The 15,708-nt window shown below is 65.7% G+C and carries 13 protein-coding genes; 6 read left to right on the top strand and 7 right to left on the bottom strand.

What is annotated here, in order from left to right:
• Nucleotides 1-231: 231 nt before the first annotated feature.
• Nucleotides 232-771: a peptide deformylase gene (gene def / locus Y882_RS13375; protein ID WP_046972432.1), complete on the bottom strand. Its 540-nt coding sequence runs from the start codon at nucleotides 769-771 to the stop codon at nucleotides 232-234.
• Nucleotides 772-979: 208 nt separating this feature from the next.
• Here def and Y882_RS13370 point away from each other — a divergent pair, with 208 nt between their 5' ends.
• The 3 genes from Y882_RS13370 to Y882_RS13360 all read left to right on the top strand — a co-directional run bounded on the left by Y882_RS13370 (nucleotide 980) and on the right by Y882_RS13360 (nucleotide 3,914).
• On the top strand, nucleotides 980-3,055 hold the full coding sequence (locus tag Y882_RS13370; RefSeq protein WP_046972431.1) for a carbon starvation CstA family protein: 2,076 nt from the start codon (nucleotides 980-982) through the stop codon (nucleotides 3,053-3,055).
• 11 nt (nucleotides 3,056-3,066) lie between these two features.
• Nucleotides 3,067-3,261, top strand: coding sequence for a YbdD/YjiX family protein (locus Y882_RS13365; protein ID WP_046972430.1), 195 nt, complete (start codon nucleotides 3,067-3,069; stop codon nucleotides 3,259-3,261).
• A gap of 140 nt (nucleotides 3,262-3,401) precedes the next feature.
• Nucleotides 3,402-3,914: a DUF2127 domain-containing protein gene (locus Y882_RS13360; RefSeq protein ID WP_211259179.1), complete on the top strand. Its 513-nt coding sequence runs from the start codon at nucleotides 3,402-3,404 to the stop codon at nucleotides 3,912-3,914.
• Nucleotides 3,915-3,998: 84 nt separating this feature from the next.
• On the opposite strand, the gene Y882_RS13355 is transcribed toward Y882_RS13360, so the two are convergent.
• From Y882_RS13355 to xerD, 6 genes are all read right to left on the bottom strand, one after another.
• Nucleotides 3,999-4,898 (bottom strand): DMT family transporter, encoded by a 900-nt coding sequence (locus Y882_RS13355; RefSeq protein ID WP_046972435.1) that lies wholly within the window; start codon nucleotides 4,896-4,898, stop codon nucleotides 3,999-4,001.
• The gene (locus Y882_RS13350) at nucleotides 4,895-5,800 is read right to left on the bottom strand and encodes a glycosyltransferase family 2 protein (RefSeq protein ID WP_052949999.1); all 906 of its coding nucleotides are present in this window, start codon (nucleotides 5,798-5,800) and stop codon (nucleotides 4,895-4,897) included. The genes Y882_RS13355 and Y882_RS13350 overlap by 4 nt, the downstream gene beginning before the upstream one ends.
• A 140-nt stretch (nucleotides 5,801-5,940) precedes the next feature.
• Nucleotides 5,941-6,687, bottom strand: a complete 747-nt coding sequence (locus tag Y882_RS13345) for a hypothetical protein (protein WP_156171473.1) — start codon at nucleotides 6,685-6,687, stop codon at nucleotides 5,941-5,943.
• A 36-nt stretch (nucleotides 6,688-6,723) separates the two neighbouring features.
• On the bottom strand, nucleotides 6,724-10,584 hold the full coding sequence (purL, locus tag Y882_RS13340) for a phosphoribosylformylglycinamidine synthase (RefSeq protein ID WP_046972429.1): 3,861 nt from the start codon (nucleotides 10,582-10,584) through the stop codon (nucleotides 6,724-6,726).
• A 183-nt stretch (nucleotides 10,585-10,767) separates the two neighbouring features.
• Complete coding sequence (locus Y882_RS13335; protein ID WP_046972428.1) at nucleotides 10,768-11,562, bottom strand: DsbC family protein; 795 nt, start codon at nucleotides 11,560-11,562, stop codon at nucleotides 10,768-10,770.
• 109 nt (nucleotides 11,563-11,671) lie between these two features.
• The gene (xerD, locus tag Y882_RS13330; protein ID WP_046972427.1) at nucleotides 11,672-12,583 is read right to left on the bottom strand and encodes a site-specific tyrosine recombinase XerD; all 912 of its coding nucleotides are present in this window, start codon (nucleotides 12,581-12,583) and stop codon (nucleotides 11,672-11,674) included.
• Nucleotides 12,584-12,646: 63 nt separating this feature from the next.
• Between xerD and Y882_RS13325 the strand changes: the two genes are divergently transcribed.
• The 3 genes from Y882_RS13325 (at nucleotide 12,647) to Y882_RS13315 (ending at nucleotide 15,284) form a co-directional block, all read left to right on the top strand.
• Nucleotides 12,647-13,141, top strand: a complete 495-nt coding sequence (locus tag Y882_RS13325) for an RDD family protein (RefSeq protein WP_046972426.1) — start codon at nucleotides 12,647-12,649, stop codon at nucleotides 13,139-13,141.
• Between the two features lie 47 nt (nucleotides 13,142-13,188).
• Nucleotides 13,189-13,932 (top strand): class I SAM-dependent methyltransferase, encoded by a 744-nt coding sequence (locus Y882_RS13320; RefSeq protein ID WP_046972425.1) that lies wholly within the window; start codon nucleotides 13,189-13,191, stop codon nucleotides 13,930-13,932.
• A gap of 98 nt (nucleotides 13,933-14,030) precedes the next feature.
• Nucleotides 14,031-15,284: a polyhydroxyalkanoate depolymerase gene (locus Y882_RS13315; RefSeq protein ID WP_046972424.1), complete on the top strand. Its 1,254-nt coding sequence runs from the start codon at nucleotides 14,031-14,033 to the stop codon at nucleotides 15,282-15,284.
• Nucleotides 15,285-15,708 lie beyond the last annotated feature (424 nt).

The following is a 15,708-nucleotide window of genomic DNA, read 5'->3' as shown; positions in this document are numbered from 1 at the left end:
TGGGCAAGCAAGAGAAAGTAACCCGGCCTCCGGCAGGAGGACGGAAGCCCGCGGCAGGCGAGCCAGGTCGCCTAATCGCGACAACCAAGCGCAAAGTCACTGGATGACTAACCTTTCGGCTGTTGAGAAGCTCTTCCTGCATACGCAGGAATGACGAGCAGGAGCGGCTCGTCCACACAATGAGGCTAGGTTGGCCCCTCACCCCAGAGGGGAGAGGGAGCAAAGCGGGGCTCACTCATCCGCCCCCGGATCCATCCCCGGAAACAGCACCTCGGTATACCCAAACTTGCTGAAATCCGTGATCCGCGACGGATACAACCGCCCGATCAGGTGATCGCACTCATGCTGCACCACACGCGCATGAAACCCTTCGGCGTTGCGATCGATCTGCACACCCTGCGGATCAATCCCCTGATAACGGATCAACGAATAGCGACTCACAGCGCCGCGCAGACCGGGCACCGACAGACAACCTTCCCAGCCCTCCTCCATGTCCTGCGAGAGCGGCGTGAGCACCGGATTGAGCAGGATGGTGCGCGGCACCGCAGGGGCATCCGGATAGCGCTCCGAACGGTCGAAGCCGAAGATCACCAGTTGCAGGTCAACGCCGATCTGCGGTGCAGCAAGACCCACGCCGCCGGCCTCGTGCATGGTGTCGAACATGTCGGCGATCAGCGCATCGAGTTCCGCGCTGCCGATCATCGCATCGGGCACCGGCGGGGCCACCCGCAAAAGCCGTGGGTCGCCCATCTTCAGGATCTCGCGGATCATGGAAAAATCCTCGCCTCTTCATCGCTTCAGCAAGGCCGCGCGCGGCGGCTGACAGACCGCCAGTGTACGCGCCGGCCGGGAAGCCCGCGCATGCGCACGCGCCGTTCGCCCATTCGACCAATGGCTAATGCGAGGCGACGCAATATGTTGTTGACCCCCGCCGCCCCCAGGGCGACCCTTGCCGGGGACCCTCCAGGAGCCAACGCGAATGTCTACCGTCGCCGTCAAACCAAGTCCGGCAGGGAAAATCCTGTGGGCCGCCATCGCCATCGTTGGCGCCTGGTGTCTGAGCGTGGTCGCGCTGCGCCGGGGTGAACCGATCAACGCGATCTGGCTGGTCGCCGCGGCCATCGCCGTGTTCGTGATCGGCTACCGCTTCTACAGCAAGTTCATCAACGACAAAGTGCTGCGCATGGACCCGAGCCGGGCCACGCCGGCCGTGCTGCGCAACGACGGACTGGACTACGTACCGACCGACAAGTGGGTGGTGTTCGGCCACCACTTCGCGGCCATTGCAGGCGCAGGTCCCCTGGTGGGCCCGGTGCTCGCCGCACAGATGGGTTACCTGCCCGGCACGCTGTGGATCCTGTTCGGCGTGGTGTTTGCCGGCGCGGTGCAGGACTTCATGATCTTGGGCCTCTCGGTGCGACGTGACGGCCGCTCGCTGGGCAATATGCTGCGCGACGAACTGGGCCCAACCGCCGGCGTGGTCGCCATGTTCGGCGTGCTGGTGCTGATGATGATCGTGCTGGCGGTGCTGGCGCTGGTGGTGGTCAAGGCGCTGACGCACAGTCCCTGGGGTACCTTCACCGTGGCGGCGACGATACCGATCGCGCTGCTGATGGGTATTTATCTGCGCTGGCTGCGGCCGGGCAAGATTCTCGAAGTATCGATCATCGGCCTGATCCTGCTGCTGAGCTCGATCTGGTTCGGTGCGCACGTGGCGGCCTCGCCGACCTGGTCGGCGGTGTTCGACTTCGATGCCAAGTCGCTGGCCTGGCTGCTGATCGCCTACGGCTTCTGCGCTTCGGTACTGCCGGTGTGGCTGCTGCTGGCGCCGCGCGATTACCTTTCCACCTTCCTCAAGATCGGCACCATCCTGCTGCTGGCACTGGCCATTTTCCTGGCCGCGCCCACGCTGCAGATGCCGGCCGTCACCAAGTTCATCGATGGCACCGGCCCGGTGTTCCAGGGCAACCTGTTCCCGTTCCTGTTCATCACCATCGCCTGCGGCGCAGTGTCGGGCTGGCACTCGATCATCGCCTCGGGCACCACGCCCAAGCTGATCGCCAATGAAGGCGAGGCGCGCATGATCGGCTACGGCGGCATGCTGATGGAGGCCTTCGTCGCCATCATGGCGCTGGTGGCCGCCGCCTCGCTGCATCCGGGCGTGTACTTCGCGATGAACTCGCCAGCTGCCTTGATCGGCACCACCGCGCAATCGGCTGCCACCGCGATCAGCCAGTGGGGCTTCGTGGTCACGCCCGACGAGCTGCTCAACACCGCCAAGAACATCGGCGAGTCGAGCATCTTGAGCCGCGCCGGCGGTGCGCCCACGCTGGCCGTGGGCATGGCCCAGCTGCTGCACGGCATCATCCCGGGCGAAGGCATGATGGCGTTCTGGTACCACTACGCCATCCTGTTCGAAGCGCTGTTCATCCTGACCACGGTTGATGCCGGCACGCGCGTGGGCCGCTTCATGATCCAGGAGATCGCCGGCCTCATCCACAAGCCGCTGCAGCACACCGAGTCGTGGACCGGCAATCTGCTGGCCACGGCGATCTGCGTGGGCCTGTGGGGTTACTTCCTGTACCAGGGCGCGGTCGATCCGCTGGGCGGCATCAACACGTTGTGGCCGTTGTTCGGCATCGCCAACCAGATGCTGGCGGCGGTGGCACTGATGTTGGCCACGGTGGTGACGGTGAAGCTCAAGCGTGAACGCTACGTGCTGGTGCCGGGCATCCCGGCGATCTGGCTGTGCGTGTGCACGCTCACCGCCGGCTGGGAAAAGCTCAGCGGCCCAATCAGCTTCACGGCCGCTGCGCAGAAGTACGCGCAGGCTGCCGCCGACGGCAAACTCCTGGCACCGGCCAAGACGGTGGAGGAAATGCAGCGCATCGTCACCAACAACTATGTCGACGCCGCACTCACCGGCATCTTCATGCTGCTGATCCTGACCATGCTCGCCTTCACGCTGCGGGCCATCGTCCGGGCCTGGGGCATCAACCACCCCACCGCGCACGAAGAACCATACGTGGCGCTGGGCACCGCGCCCAGCCGTTGAGGGCTGCCATCATGAAAATGGAACTGCAGGCGATCCGGAAGTGGGCGGTGCAAACCGCCCGCCTCTGCTGTGGTGTTCCCGATTACGACGTGTATGTGAAGCATCTGCGCGAGCACCACCCGGATCGCGCCGTGCCCAGCTACAAGGAGTTTTTCAGGGAGCGGCAAATTGCCCGCTACAAGGGAACCGGCGGACGCTGCTGCTAGGCTGAGACCGGTCGGAGCCCGCCAAAGGCCGTGCCCAACCGGGCATGGCCTTTCTCGTCTCTGAACGGGGCTGGGCATCCGCTGCCCTAGCCTTCATCATCCCGCACAGATCATGGCCGCTTGCCACTGCACGACTCCCGATGACCAAACACCACCATCCCCACCTGCAGCCTTCGTCGGAGATCGAGGCCCAGCACAGCCTCGGCCTGCGCATCATCGCCATCTACAAGGGCGTGAAGACGGTGTGCCTGATCCTGGTGGCTATTTTCGCGTTCCACCTGGACCGTGAGCAGAACTTCGAAAAACTGGTGCACTGGCTGGAGCACCTGTCGCTGACCGACAGCAACGGCCTGCGCTGGCGACTGGTGGAGCTGCTGCAATCGCTGGGCCCCAGCAAGTTCGTCGCGATCGGCCTGGTCGCGCTCGCCTATGCCGCCATCTTCGCCACCGAGGGCACCGGCCTGTGGCTGCGCAAGCACTGGGCCGAATGGTTCACGGTGATCGCCACCGGCTCGCTGATTCCGCTGGAGCTGTACGAGACCATCCACAAGTTCGGCTGGCTCAAGCTGGGCGCGCTGATCGCCAACGTGGCGATTGTGATCTACCTGGTGCGCCTTGCGCTGCAGCCGCATCCGGCCAAGCGCAAGGATTGAGCTATCTCTGTAGGAGCGCACTTGTGCGCGACCGCGGCACCATATCGGCTGCGCTTTGTTGGTTGGTCGCGCACAAGTGCGCTCCTACACCTCGTGATGCAAGCCTTCCGCCTGCACCGCACTGCTGCGCGGCGCCAGCTCCACCAGGTACATTGCCGCCAGCACCAGCGCGCCGCCGGCGAGCATGCGCCAGGTCAGCGCGTCATGACCGAATGTGACTGCAAAGCCCGCCGCAAACACCGGCTCCAGCGTCATCACGATGGCCGCACGCGTCGGCGACAGATGGGCCTGGGCCCAGGTCTGCACCAGCATCGCGCCGGCGCCGGCCGCCAACGCCATATACAGCACGGCCGCCCAGGCACCCAGATCGGGCGGTAGCGTCGGACCGGCAGGCAAGGTCGCCAGCAGGCAGATCACCGCGATCACGATCATCTGCACGGTCGACAAGGCAAATGCACTGCCAGGGCGCGACCAAGTGCCCAGTCCGACGATGTGCAGGCCATACAGCGCCGCTGAGGCGAGCGTGAGCCACACGCCGTAACCGACACTCAAGCCGTGCAACGCAAGGAGGCCAAGGCCGCCGACGGACAGCAGCACGGCAATCCAGGTGACCGACGGCAGCCGCTGGCGCAGCAGCACAGTGCCAAGCAGGGGCGTGAACACCACATACATGCCGGTGACGAAACCGCTGATGCTCGCCGACGTGTGTTCCAGTCCGGACGTCTGCAATAGCTGCGCGATGCCATAGATCGCGCCCAGCGCACTGCCCTGCCACCACTCGCGACGGCTCAGCCGCAGCAGCGGGCGATGGAACAGCGCGGCCATCGCCAAGGCCGCGATCAGAAAGCGCACGGCCAGGAAATCGGCCACCGGCATGCGCGCCACCAGATCCTTGATCAGGAAAAAGGTGGAGCCCCAGATGGCGGTGACGGACACCAGACCCAGCGTGGCCCAGGTCGCCGTACGCGACACGCGCGCCGTCACGCGGCGTCCTGCGATCGCTTGCGCCGCGCCAGCCGCCACAGCTGCCCCGGAATCTGCAGCAGGAAGTGCGTCCAGATACCGAGCCAGACCACGCCGGCGATCCACGGCTTGCGCGCGTCCGGGTCGAACTTGCGGAACCAGCGCCACATGCCGCGATGCTTGTGCCTGCTGACGAACACCGGGCGATGACGGCTCGAGCTGCCCTTGCCGTGCAGCACGTGCACGTCGCCTGCAAGCATCACGTGATAGCCCGCATCGCGCACGCGGCGGCACAGGTCCAGGTCTTCGCAATGCAGGAAATACGTCTCGTCGAAACCGGCGAGGTAGTTGAACACGCGGCGCGGCATCAGCATCAATGCGCCCGACACCGCCTCGGCCTCGACCAGGGTATCCGGCATCGGGCCTTCGATGTTGATGCCTTCACCCGCGCGATGGAACAGCGTATTCAAGGCACGGCGCAGCAGCGGATCGCGACGGTAGGACGCCGGATCGGGCGTACCGTTTTCGTCGCATACCACCGCGCCGATCACGCCCGCACGCGGGTGCGAGGCCAGCATCTCGAGCAGGCGCTGCAGCGTCTGGTTGTCGATCAGGCAATCGGGATTGAGCACCAGCAGCGACTTGCCGTGCGACTGCGCCGCTCCTCGGTTCACCGCCGGACCAAAGCCAAGGTTGGCGTGGTTGTAGACCACGCGCAGCCGCGTGTCGGTCTCGTGCGCACGCGCAATCGCCTGCGGAATGCCATCGGAGGAGGCGTTGTCCACCAGCACCAGTTCCAGCGGAAGCTCGCACGCCAGCACGCGCCGCACGCAGTCGCGCAGGCTGGGACCACTGTCGGCGGCCACCACGATCACGCTGACCGGCAACACGGCGGACAAGGAAGAAGGTGCGTCGGTAGTCACAGTCACAAGTATGCGTTGTCCGGGGCTAGATTGAGTGACTGAAAGTGTTCAGGGGGTTCACACCGGCCGCTGTGGACGCGCTCATCCAGGGTGAACTGTGAAGTGTATGTCGAGACGGGCCTGCGGATGAAACGCAATACCTATGGCCGCGGCAGCTGCCCCAACACTTCATGCAGCGGCGCCGGTGCAGCGTCGCTGCTGGCGGCCAGCCACGGCTGCTCGCCGTCCCAGCCGCTCAATTGCCACCCGCCCAGCCGATGCGTGCGATGGCCTTGCCGGTCCCACAGGATCTCGCCGCGGCCGCCCGGCAGATTCGCCGCAAACCAGCGTCCGCCAGGACTACTGCAGTAGCGCGGGCTGGCCTTGTCGATGACCTGGCCCTGGGCGAACACGTAACGCCCTAGCCCATCGCCGGTCGCTTCGAATCGGGCGGTGCCGGTGGCGTCGACGAAGTCAGCCGTGGCCAGCTGCCAGTCCGCGCGGGTCAGTTCGATGATGTGCGCTGGCGGACCGACCGGTGCCATCGCCAGCTCGCTCCACTCGGGTGAGGCCTTCGCCGCCGGCGTGCGTCGTACGCGATGGTCGAGCAGCGACTCCAGCAACACCACCAACGAGAAACCCACCAGGGCGCCCAGCAAGGCCGCGCCCCACGCCAGCAGATCGCCGCCCAGGGCGCGTTGCACGGCGAACAACAGGCCGGGCAAGCCCCAACGCAAGGCACGCCGGCACAGCTCGGCATGGCGTACCGCGCGACGGTCGAACCAAACTGCGCCCAGCGCGGACAGCAGCAGCAGCGGCAGGCCCAGCCACCAGGGCAACAGCGCCAACACGCCTGCCCAGGCCAGCCCTGGAAGTACTCGCGACAACCAGCGCGCGACGGCAGTCACGCTAGACCCTCAACACAGGCCTAGCGTGGGAACACATCAGCCGCACCACACCCGTGCGTTGCGGAACATGCGCATCCACGGCGAATCCTCGCCCCACTTTTCCGGATGCCAGCTCATCAGCACGCTGCGGAACACGCGTTCGGGATGCGGCATCATGATCGTCACCCGTCCCTCGGCAGCCGTGAAACCGGTGAGACCGCCCGGCGAGCCGTTCGGGTTCAGCGGATAGTCTTCGGTGGGCTTGCCGCGGTTGTCGACGTAACGCAGTGCACCGCCAGCCTTCGACGGGCTGCAGCTGTACGGGAAGCTCACGCGGCCTTCGCCGTGCGCCACTGCCACCGGGATGCGCGAACCGGCCATGCCCTTGAAGAAGATGCTCGGCGAATCGAGCACTTCGACCGTGGCCAGACGGGCTTCGTACTGCTCCGATGCATTGCGCAGGAACTTCGGCCAATGCTGCGCACCGGGAATGATGTCCTTGAGCTGACCCATCATCTGGCAGCCGTTGCACACGCCCAGGGCAAAACGCGAGGTGTCGGCAAAGAACGTGCTGAATTCCGCGCGCAGGTATTCGTTGTAGAGGATGGACGTGGCCCAGCCGCGGCCCGCACCCAACACGTCGCCATAGGAGAAACCGCCGCAAGCCGCAAAGCCGCGGAAGTCGGCCAGCTTGATGCGGCCGCTCGCGAGGTCGGACATATGGACGTCCACCGCATCGAAGCCGGCGCGGGTAAACGCCGCCGCCATTTCGACCTGGCCATTGACGCCCTGCTCGCGCAGCACGGCCACGCGCGGACGCGCGCCCTTGGCGATGTAGGGTGCGGCGATGTCGTCGGACGGCTCGAAGCTCAGCTTCGGGTGAATGCCCGGATCGGAATCATCCAGGCGCCAGGCGTTTTCGGCATCGGCCGAGGCCGGATTGTCGCGCAGGCGCTGCATGGCGTAACTGGTTTCGTTCCACGCTTCGAACAGCGTGCGCCAGTTCCACTTGAACACGGTGTCGCCGTTGTGGAACAGCTTGATGCCGAGCTTTTCCTTCGGACGACCGATGCGATACGCCATGCTGGTCAGGCCATGCTTGACCAGCAGCGCCTCGAAGGCTTCGCGATTGGCCGAGGCCACCTGCATCACCGCGCCCAGCTCTTCGTTGAACAGCGCGCGCAGCGTCGCTTCGGCCCAGCCGTCCAGATGAATCTCCAGACCGCAGTGACCGGCGAACGCCATCTCCAGCAGCGTCACGATGACGCCGCCGTCGGAACGGTCGTGATAGGCCAGCAGCAGGCCGTTGGCGTTGGCTTCCTGCACCAGCTCGAACAGCGACTTCAGGCGCTTGGCATCGTCCAGATCCGGCGGCACGCCGCCGCCGCGATTGAACACCTGGGTCAGCGCGGAACCACCGAGGCGATCGCGGCAGGCGCCAAGGTCCAGCAACCACAGTTCGGAATCGCCACGGTCCAGACGCAGCTGCGGGGTGAGCGTGCGGCGCACGTCGGTGACGCGCGCAAATCCGGTGATCACCAGCGACACCGGCGACACCGTGGACTGCATGGTGTCGCCATCCTTCCAGATGGTCTGCATGGACAGCGAGTCCTTGCCGACCGGAATGGAGATGTCCAGCTCCGGGCACAGTTCCATGCCCACGGCCTTCACCGCGTCGAACAATGCGGCGTCTTCACCGGGGAAGTTCACCGCCGCCTGCCAGTTGGCCGAAAGGCGGATTTCGCCCAGCGAGGCGATCGGTGCGGCGGCGAGATTGGTGATCGCCTCGCCCACAGCCAGACGCGCTGCATCCGGGCTGCTCAGCAACGCCACGGGTGCGCGCTCGGCCATCGCCATCGCTTCACCGGTGTAGCTGTCAAAATCGGTGACGGTCACGGCGCAATCGGCCACCGGCACCTGCCAGGGACCGACCATCGGATCGCGCACATTGAGGCCGCCCACGGTGCGGTCGCCAATGGTGATGAGGAAGCTCTTGCTGCCCACGGTCGGCAGGCGCAGCACGCGCATCAGCGCCTCGTCCATGCCGATGCCGGACAGGTCGGGAATCAGATCGACGCGCGGCTTCAGGCGCTTGGCATCGCGATGCATGCGCGGCGGCTTGCCGAACAGCACATCCATCGGCAGATCGATCACCAGGGTGTCGGTGCGTGGATCGTGCACCACCAGGCGACGCTCGGCGGTGGCATCGCCAACCACCGCGTACGGGCAACGCTCGCGCTTGCAGTACGCCTCGAACTCAGCCAGATCATCCGGGCCGATCGCGAGCACATAGCGCTCCTGCGACTCGTTGCTCCACACCTGCATCGGCGACAGCGACGGGTCGTCACACGGAATCTTGGAAAGATCGATGCGACCGCCCACGCCGGCGTCGTTGAGCAATTCGGGAATGGCGTTGGAAAGACCGCCCGCGCCCACGTCGTGCACGCTGACGATCGGGTTCTTGTCACCGCGCGCCCAGCAGCTGTCGAGCACCTGCTGCGCGCGACGCTCCATCTCGGCGTTGTCGCGCTGCACGGAGGCGAAGTCGAGTTCTTTGCTGGACGTGCCGGAGGCCACCGACGAGGCAGCACCACCGCCCAGGCCGATCAGCATGGCCGGGCCGCCGAGCACGATCACCTTGTTGCCCGGCTGCACGTCGCGCTTCTGCACGTGGCCGCTGCGGATATTGGCCAGGCCACCGGCAATCATGATCGGCTTGTCGTAACCGCGACGCACGCCCGCTTCACCGGTTTCGTGCTCGTAGGTACGGAAGTAGCCGCCCAGCGCCGGACGGCCGAATTCGTTGTTGAACGCGGCCGCGCCCAGCGGGCCGTCGCGCATGATTTCAAACGCGGTCGCCATATGCGGCGGCAACGGGCGATCCACTTCCCACGGTCGCGGCAGGCCGGGAATGCGCAGGTCGGACACGGAGAAACCGGTCAGGCCGGCCTTGGGCTTGGCGCCACGGCCGGTGGCGCCTTCGTCGCGGATTTCACCGCCGGCGCCAGTGGCTGCACCCGGCCACGGCGCGATGGCCGTCGGGTGATTGTGCGTTTCCACCTTGATCGCGTAGTCGACGCGTTCGGGGTGCGCGCGCCACACGCCGTCCTGATCGGTGAAGAAGCGCTTGCCCTCGGAGCCTTCGATCACCGCCGCGTTGTCCTTATAGGCGGACAGCGTGTGGGCGGGCGAATGCTGGTGCGTGTTCTTGATCATGCCGAACAGGCTCTTGTCCTGAGCCTCGCCATCGAGCGTCCAACTGGCGTTGAACACCTTGTGGCGGCAGTGCTCGGAATTGGCCTGCGCGAACATGAAGAGTTCGGCATCGGTCGGGTTGCGGCCCAGCTCGGCGTAGCGCGCGACCAGGTACTCGATCTCGTCGTCGGCCAGGGCCAGGCCCAGCTCGCGGTTGGCCACGTCCAGCGCGGCCTTGGGATCGCTGCCCAGCTCGATATAGACCACGGGACCCGGCTGGCCACCGAGGAACAGGCTGTGCGCCTGGCTCAGGTCGGTGAGCACCGACTGCGTCATGGCGTCATGCAGCACGGCGACGACGGCGTCGTACTGCGCGCTGCCGATCGCCGGCAGGCTGGCGACCTGCCAGGCCACGCCACGCTCCACGCGGCGCACGTCGAAGCCGGCGCCATGCAGGATATCGGTGGCCTTGCTGGACCACGGCGAGATCGTGCCCAGTCGCGGAACCACCCAAAGCGAGGCGTGTTCCGGCTTGCCTTCCTTGGCTTCGAGCACTTCCAGCAGACGACGATGCTGCTCGCCTTCCGGCTCGCGGTCGGCGTCGATGAAATAAATGAACCACGACGCCTGCACACGGGTGCCACGATGAATGGCTTCCAGGCGTGCGTTCAGACGTTCAAGGCGAAAAGGGGAGAGGGCGCTCTGCCCGTCGAGTGCGATCATGCGGGGACAGGAGGTAGGCGAAAACGCTGATTGTACCTCATCGCGCATCAACACTGCCGCGACGCAGCATCGCGGCGGTTCGGGCGGCGCTGGTAGTCCAACGCCGCCCAGTCAGGCTAACTCAATGAATCTAAGGCCAATTGCCGCATACCAGGGGCACAAAGCCGCACGAGTCGGCCAACCTCAACCGCCGGCCTTAAGCGCCTGCAGCAGCTGCTCGGGCGTCACATAGCCGCCCAGCATCGAGCCATCGGCCGCAATGATGGTGGGCGTGCCCGACACGCCAAGCTTTACGCCCAGCTCGAATTCGTCCTTCACCGGGTTCGGGCAGTTGACGGCCTTGGGCGCCTTGCCCTGCTTGGCCGAGGTGAAGGCGGCCTTGCGGTCGCTGGAACACCATACCGAGACCATCTCGTTATAGGTGGGCGTGGTACGGCCCGCCTCGTTGATGACGCCTTCGCGCGGCCAGGCGATGTACTCCACCGCGATGCCGGCCTTGTTGAAATCGGCCATGTGCTCGTGCAACTGGCGGCAGTAGGCGCAATTGACGTCGGTAAACACGGTGACTCGATATTTCGGATTCGCCGGCGCGAACACGATGCGGTCGGCCTCGGGCACCTTGGCCAGTTCGGCCTTGCGGAACTCGGCCCAGCCATCTTCGGTGATGTTCTTCTTCCTGCCCAGGTCGATCAGGTCGCCATTGAGCATGTACTTGCCGTCATTGGACACGTAGACCAGATGGCCCGAAGCGATGACCTGATAGAAGCCCTGCATCGGCGCCGGGCGGATCGAGTCGATGCTCGCGTTGGGCACCAGCCCTTGCACGGCGCGGCGAATGGCGGATTCGGGCCCGGTGGCCGCGGCGGCGGTCGCAGCGGCGGTCGCAGCCGTGCTCGCACCGGTCGTGCCGTCCGGCGCGGCACAGGCATTAAGTGCCAATCCGCCGACGCACAGCGCCAGCAACCATTTCTTGAACATCGCAGACCTCGTGGACATGCATTTCCCCGGAGGGAAACGTGGGGGAAAGCCATTCTCGCACAGGCGCCTGAACGCGGATGCGGGCCGTTTGGCACACCCGCGGCGTCGGTCAACCGCGCGGATGGTGCTGGGCGTGCAGCCGCTTGAGACCTTCCTTGGCGACCAGGGTGTAGATCTGGGTGGTGCTGAGCGCGCTATGGCCCAGCAGCATCTGCAGCGCGCGCAGGTCGGCGCCGTGATTGAGCAGGTGGGTGGCGAAGGAATGCCGCAGCACATGCGGCGAAATGCGCTTGGACACGATGCCCACCTGCATGGCGTAGCGCTTCACCAGGGTCCAGAACATCTGCCGCGTCATGCCTTCGCCGCGGTTGCTGAGAAACAGCGCCACCGGCTGCCTGCCGCGCGCCAGCGTGGGGCGCGCCGCGGCCAGATAGGCCTCGATGCGCTCGGCTGCCACCTCGCCGATCGGCACCAGGCGATCCTTGCCGCCCTTGCCGGTCACCCGCACCACGCCCTGGCGCAGGTTGAGCGAGGCCAGCGGCAATTGCACCAGTTCGGAGACGCGCAGGCCCGAGGCATACATCAGTTCCAGCATCGCGCGATCGCGCAGGCCCAGGGTGGTGCCCAGGTCCGGCGCGTCCAGCAGGCCTTCGATCTCGCGCTCGGCCAGGGCCTTGGGCAGGCTGCGCGGCATCTTGGGACGCTCGATCAGCAACGTGGGATCGTCAAAACCCGGCTCGGTGCGCGCCACGTGGGCGTAGTAACGGCGAAACGCCGACTGCCGGCGCGCCAGCGAACGAACCGCCACCGGCTGGCTGCCGTGATAGGCGGACAGGTGCTGGCGCTGCGCACTGCGCAGGTTTTGGCCCTGCGAGCCCAGCCAGCGCGCGAGACTCTCCAGATCGCTGCGGTACGCCTCTAGCGTGCGGTCGGACAATCCATCTTCGGACCACACGCGCTCGATGAAGGCATCGATGCTGCGGCGGTCGGCTTCGGCGATACTGGGTTCTTCTTGCTGCATGGACGCGATGCTGGCCGCCCGCCTCGCCACGTGCAAGCGTTACCTTTGCAGGCTGCCGTTTCGATGACTTCCAGCACCGCTGCCGATATCTATTGCCCCTTGTGGCGCCGCCTGTTTGCCCTCCTCTACGACCTGCTCGCCGTCGTCGCGATCGTGATGGTGGTGGGTTATGTGTGCCAGCGAGTCACCGGCGGCCAGTTGATCAGCACCGAGGGGCATGCGCGTATCGCATGGTGGTATCAGCCGCTGCAGGCGCTGGTGGTGTCGGCGTATTTCATCGCGTCGTGGCTGCGCGGCGGACGCACGCTGGGCATGCGCCCGTGGCGTATTCGTGTCAGCAACGAGCATGGGTCTGGCATCACGTTCACCCAGGCGCTGGTGCGTCTGCTGGTCGCGGCAGCTCCCATGGGCTTGCTCGTGCTGGCTCCCTGGTTCGGCACGAAGGCGGCGCTGTGGGCGATGGCCGTCGCATGGATCGTCTGGTTTGGCGTAGCTATTTTCGATCCGCGTCGACGAGCATTCCATGATGTGATCGCGCGCACGGTTTTGCGCAGGTAAGGAAAGCTTCACATGAAAGTGAGATGGTTTCCGGCAACACTTGTCGTATGCCCTCGCTTGCCTTACCCCGTCGCGACGCCACCGAGCTAAAACGCATCAACCAGGCGTTCTACGACTCGCTGTGGTCGGGCTCGCGACTGGTCGATCCCAGCCGCTTCAACACCTGGCCGATGGTGCGCGAACTGGCCATGGCGTTGCCGCGCCGGCTGGAAGTGGCTCCGGGCCTGCGCCCGCGCCTGCCGATCGATGGCACTTATTTCGTCGACATCAGCACGGCGGCGCTGGGCGAACTTCGCTCGCACGGCGCCAGCGCCGCGCGCGCCAACATCAGCGCCCTGCCCTGTGCCGACGCCAGCTTCGATCTGGTCTGCGCGCTGGACATCCTTGAGCACGTGCTGGACGACGACAAGGCGCTGCGCGAGCTCTCCCGCGTTGCAGCACCCGATGCCCGCATGCTGCTGTCCGTGCCGTTGCACGAAGCGGCCTGGACCGAGTTCGACGAGTTCGTCGGCCACTACCGTCGCTACGAGCCGGCGCAGATCCTGCGCAAGCTCGAGCCGAACGGCTGGACCATCGAACAGAGCGCCATCTACGGCATGCAGCCCACCTCCAAGACCTTGCTGGGCCTGGGCCAGTGGTATCTCACCCACCAGCGCGAGCGCGCCCTGTGGTGGTACAACCGGGTGATCATGCCGCTGGGCCTGCGCATGCAGAAGCCGCTGCGCTGGCAGCGCGGCATGCCCGACTGCGATGGCGTGGACGAATTGCTGTTGCTTTGCCGCCGCGTCTAAGCACCTGATTCAGCAGGATTGAGACGATGCGGCGGCGCAGCACGACTGCGCCAAACCGGGTAAGATGGTTTTCTCTGACGCTTCCCGGTTCCACCCCGATGCTTTATCAGATCCATGAGTGGCAGCGCGCTTTCCTCGGCCCGCTGAGCCACTACGCCGAAGCCAGCGCCAAGCTGCTGAGCGACATCACCAGTCCGTTCTCGCATCTGCCGGGCGCGCCGCGCATGGCGGCCGGCTACGAGCTGTTGCATCGTCTGGGCAAGGAATACGAGAAGCCCGCGTTCAACCTGCCGCAGGTGACCGCGCACGGCCAGGAAATTGCCGTGATCGAGCGCGTGGTGCTGGACAAGCCGTTCTGCCAGCTCAAGCGCTTCAAGCGCTTCAGCGACGACCCGGAAACCATCGAGAAGCTCAAGAACGACCCGACCGTGCTGGTGGTAGCGCCGCTCTCCGGCCACCACGCCACGCTGCTGCGCGATACGGTCAAGACCCTGCTCCAGGACCACAAGGTGTACATCACCGATTGGGTCGATGCGCGCATGGTGCCGACCAGCGCAGGCCCGTTCCATCTCGACGACTACGTGGCTTACATCGAGGAATTCATCCGCCATATCGGCGTCGAGCGCGTGCACGTCATTTCGGTGTGCCAGCCGACCGTGCCGGTGCTAGCCGCAGTGTCCCTGATGGCAGCGCGCGGCGAAGCCACGCCGCTGAGCATGACCATGATGGGCGGCCCGATCGAGCCGCGCAGCAATCCGACCGGCGTCAACAATCTCGCCACCACGCGTCCGCTCAGCTGGTTCCGCGGCAACCTGATCCACACCGTGCCGCCGAACTACCCGGGCACCGGCCGCGAGGTCTACCCCGGCTTCCTGCAGCACGCCGGCTTCATCGCCATGAACCCGGGCCGCCACCTCAATTCGCACTGGGATTTCTACGAGAACCTGCGCCGTGGCGACCAGGACGACGCCGAGGCGCACCGCAAGTTCTACGACGAATACAACGCCGTGCTCGACATGCCGGCCGAGTATTACCTCGACACCATCGCCACCGTGTTCCAGCAGTTCCTGCTGCCGCGCGGCCTGTGGGATGTCTCCGGCGAACGCGTGAAGCCCGCCGCCATCACCAAGACCGCACTGTTCACCGTCGAAGGCGAACTGGACGACATCGCCGGCCTCGGCCAGACCGAAGCGGCGCATGATTTGTGCAGCGGCATTCCGGCCGACCGCCGCGAACATCGCGTGGTCGAAGGCGCGGGCCATTACGGCATCTTCAGCGGCCGACGCTGGCGGCAGACGGTGTATCCGCAGGTGCGGGATTTCATTCGCAAGTTTGATAAGCGGGCTGCCTAAGCCTGCTTTTTGCCCCTCTCCCGCCCAGGGAGAGGGCTCCGCGTGTCTGTGGGAGCGCACCCTGTGCGCGACAGCCACGCCTGGGTGTATCGCTCCGTAGGTGTCGCGCACAGGGTGCGCTCCCACAAAGAGCCGACCGGCAAGATTGATCCGCCATCCACGAACGTTCGAAACCCTTGTAGGAGCGCACCTTGTGCGCGACCGCGGCCTGACAGGCCGCCCTGCGGTCGGCGTTCGCGCACAGGGTGCGCTCCTACAACAAACAAACAGCCGCCCAGCAACGCCGGGGCTGTTCTGCTCTTGCTGTGGCTCCGGACCTTCGGGGTCCCCGTATGACGCGGCGGGCGGGTGGAGGAACAGCCCGCAGGGTGGCCGCATGGATGCGGCCAGTTTTTCGCCAGGACAGGGGTGTCCTGTCGAAAAA

Origin of the sequence: Dyella japonica DSM 16301 (assembly GCF_001010355.1) — a bacterium.
In the GTDB taxonomy this organism is placed as follows: domain Bacteria; phylum Pseudomonadota; class Gammaproteobacteria; order Xanthomonadales; family Rhodanobacteraceae; genus Dyella; species Dyella japonica.
The sequence above is the reverse complement of the archived record's forward strand: the minus strand, read 5'-3'. Positions and strand labels throughout refer to the sequence as shown.

What these genes read in the sequence shown, in the direction of transcription:
- def (WP_046972432.1), bottom strand. Translation starts at nt 771, where the DNA reads ATGATCCGCGAGATCCTGAAGATGGGCGACCCACGGCTTTTGCGGGTG.
- Y882_RS13370 (WP_046972431.1), top strand. Translation starts at nt 980, where the DNA reads ATGTCTACCGTCGCCGTCAAACCAAGTCCGGCAGGGAAAATCCTGTGG.
- Y882_RS13365 (WP_046972430.1), top strand. Translation starts at nt 3,067, where the DNA reads ATGAAAATGGAACTGCAGGCGATCCGGAAGTGGGCGGTGCAAACCGCC.
- Y882_RS13360 (WP_211259179.1), top strand. Translation starts at nt 3,402, where the DNA reads ATGACCAAACACCACCATCCCCACCTGCAGCCTTCGTCGGAGATCGAG.
- purL (WP_046972429.1), bottom strand. Translation starts at nt 10,584, where the DNA reads ATGATCGCACTCGACGGGCAGAGCGCCCTCTCCCCTTTTCGCCTTGAA.
- Y882_RS13335 (WP_046972428.1), bottom strand. Translation starts at nt 11,562, where the DNA reads ATGTTCAAGAAATGGTTGCTGGCGCTGTGCGTCGGCGGATTGGCACTT.
- xerD (WP_046972427.1), bottom strand. Translation starts at nt 12,583, where the DNA reads ATGCAGCAAGAAGAACCCAGTATCGCCGAAGCCGACCGCCGCAGCATC.
- Y882_RS13325 (WP_046972426.1), top strand. Translation starts at nt 12,647, where the DNA reads ATGACTTCCAGCACCGCTGCCGATATCTATTGCCCCTTGTGGCGCCGC.
- Y882_RS13320 (WP_046972425.1), top strand. Translation starts at nt 13,189, where the DNA reads ATGCCCTCGCTTGCCTTACCCCGTCGCGACGCCACCGAGCTAAAACGC.
- Y882_RS13315 (WP_046972424.1), top strand. Translation starts at nt 14,031, where the DNA reads ATGCTTTATCAGATCCATGAGTGGCAGCGCGCTTTCCTCGGCCCGCTG.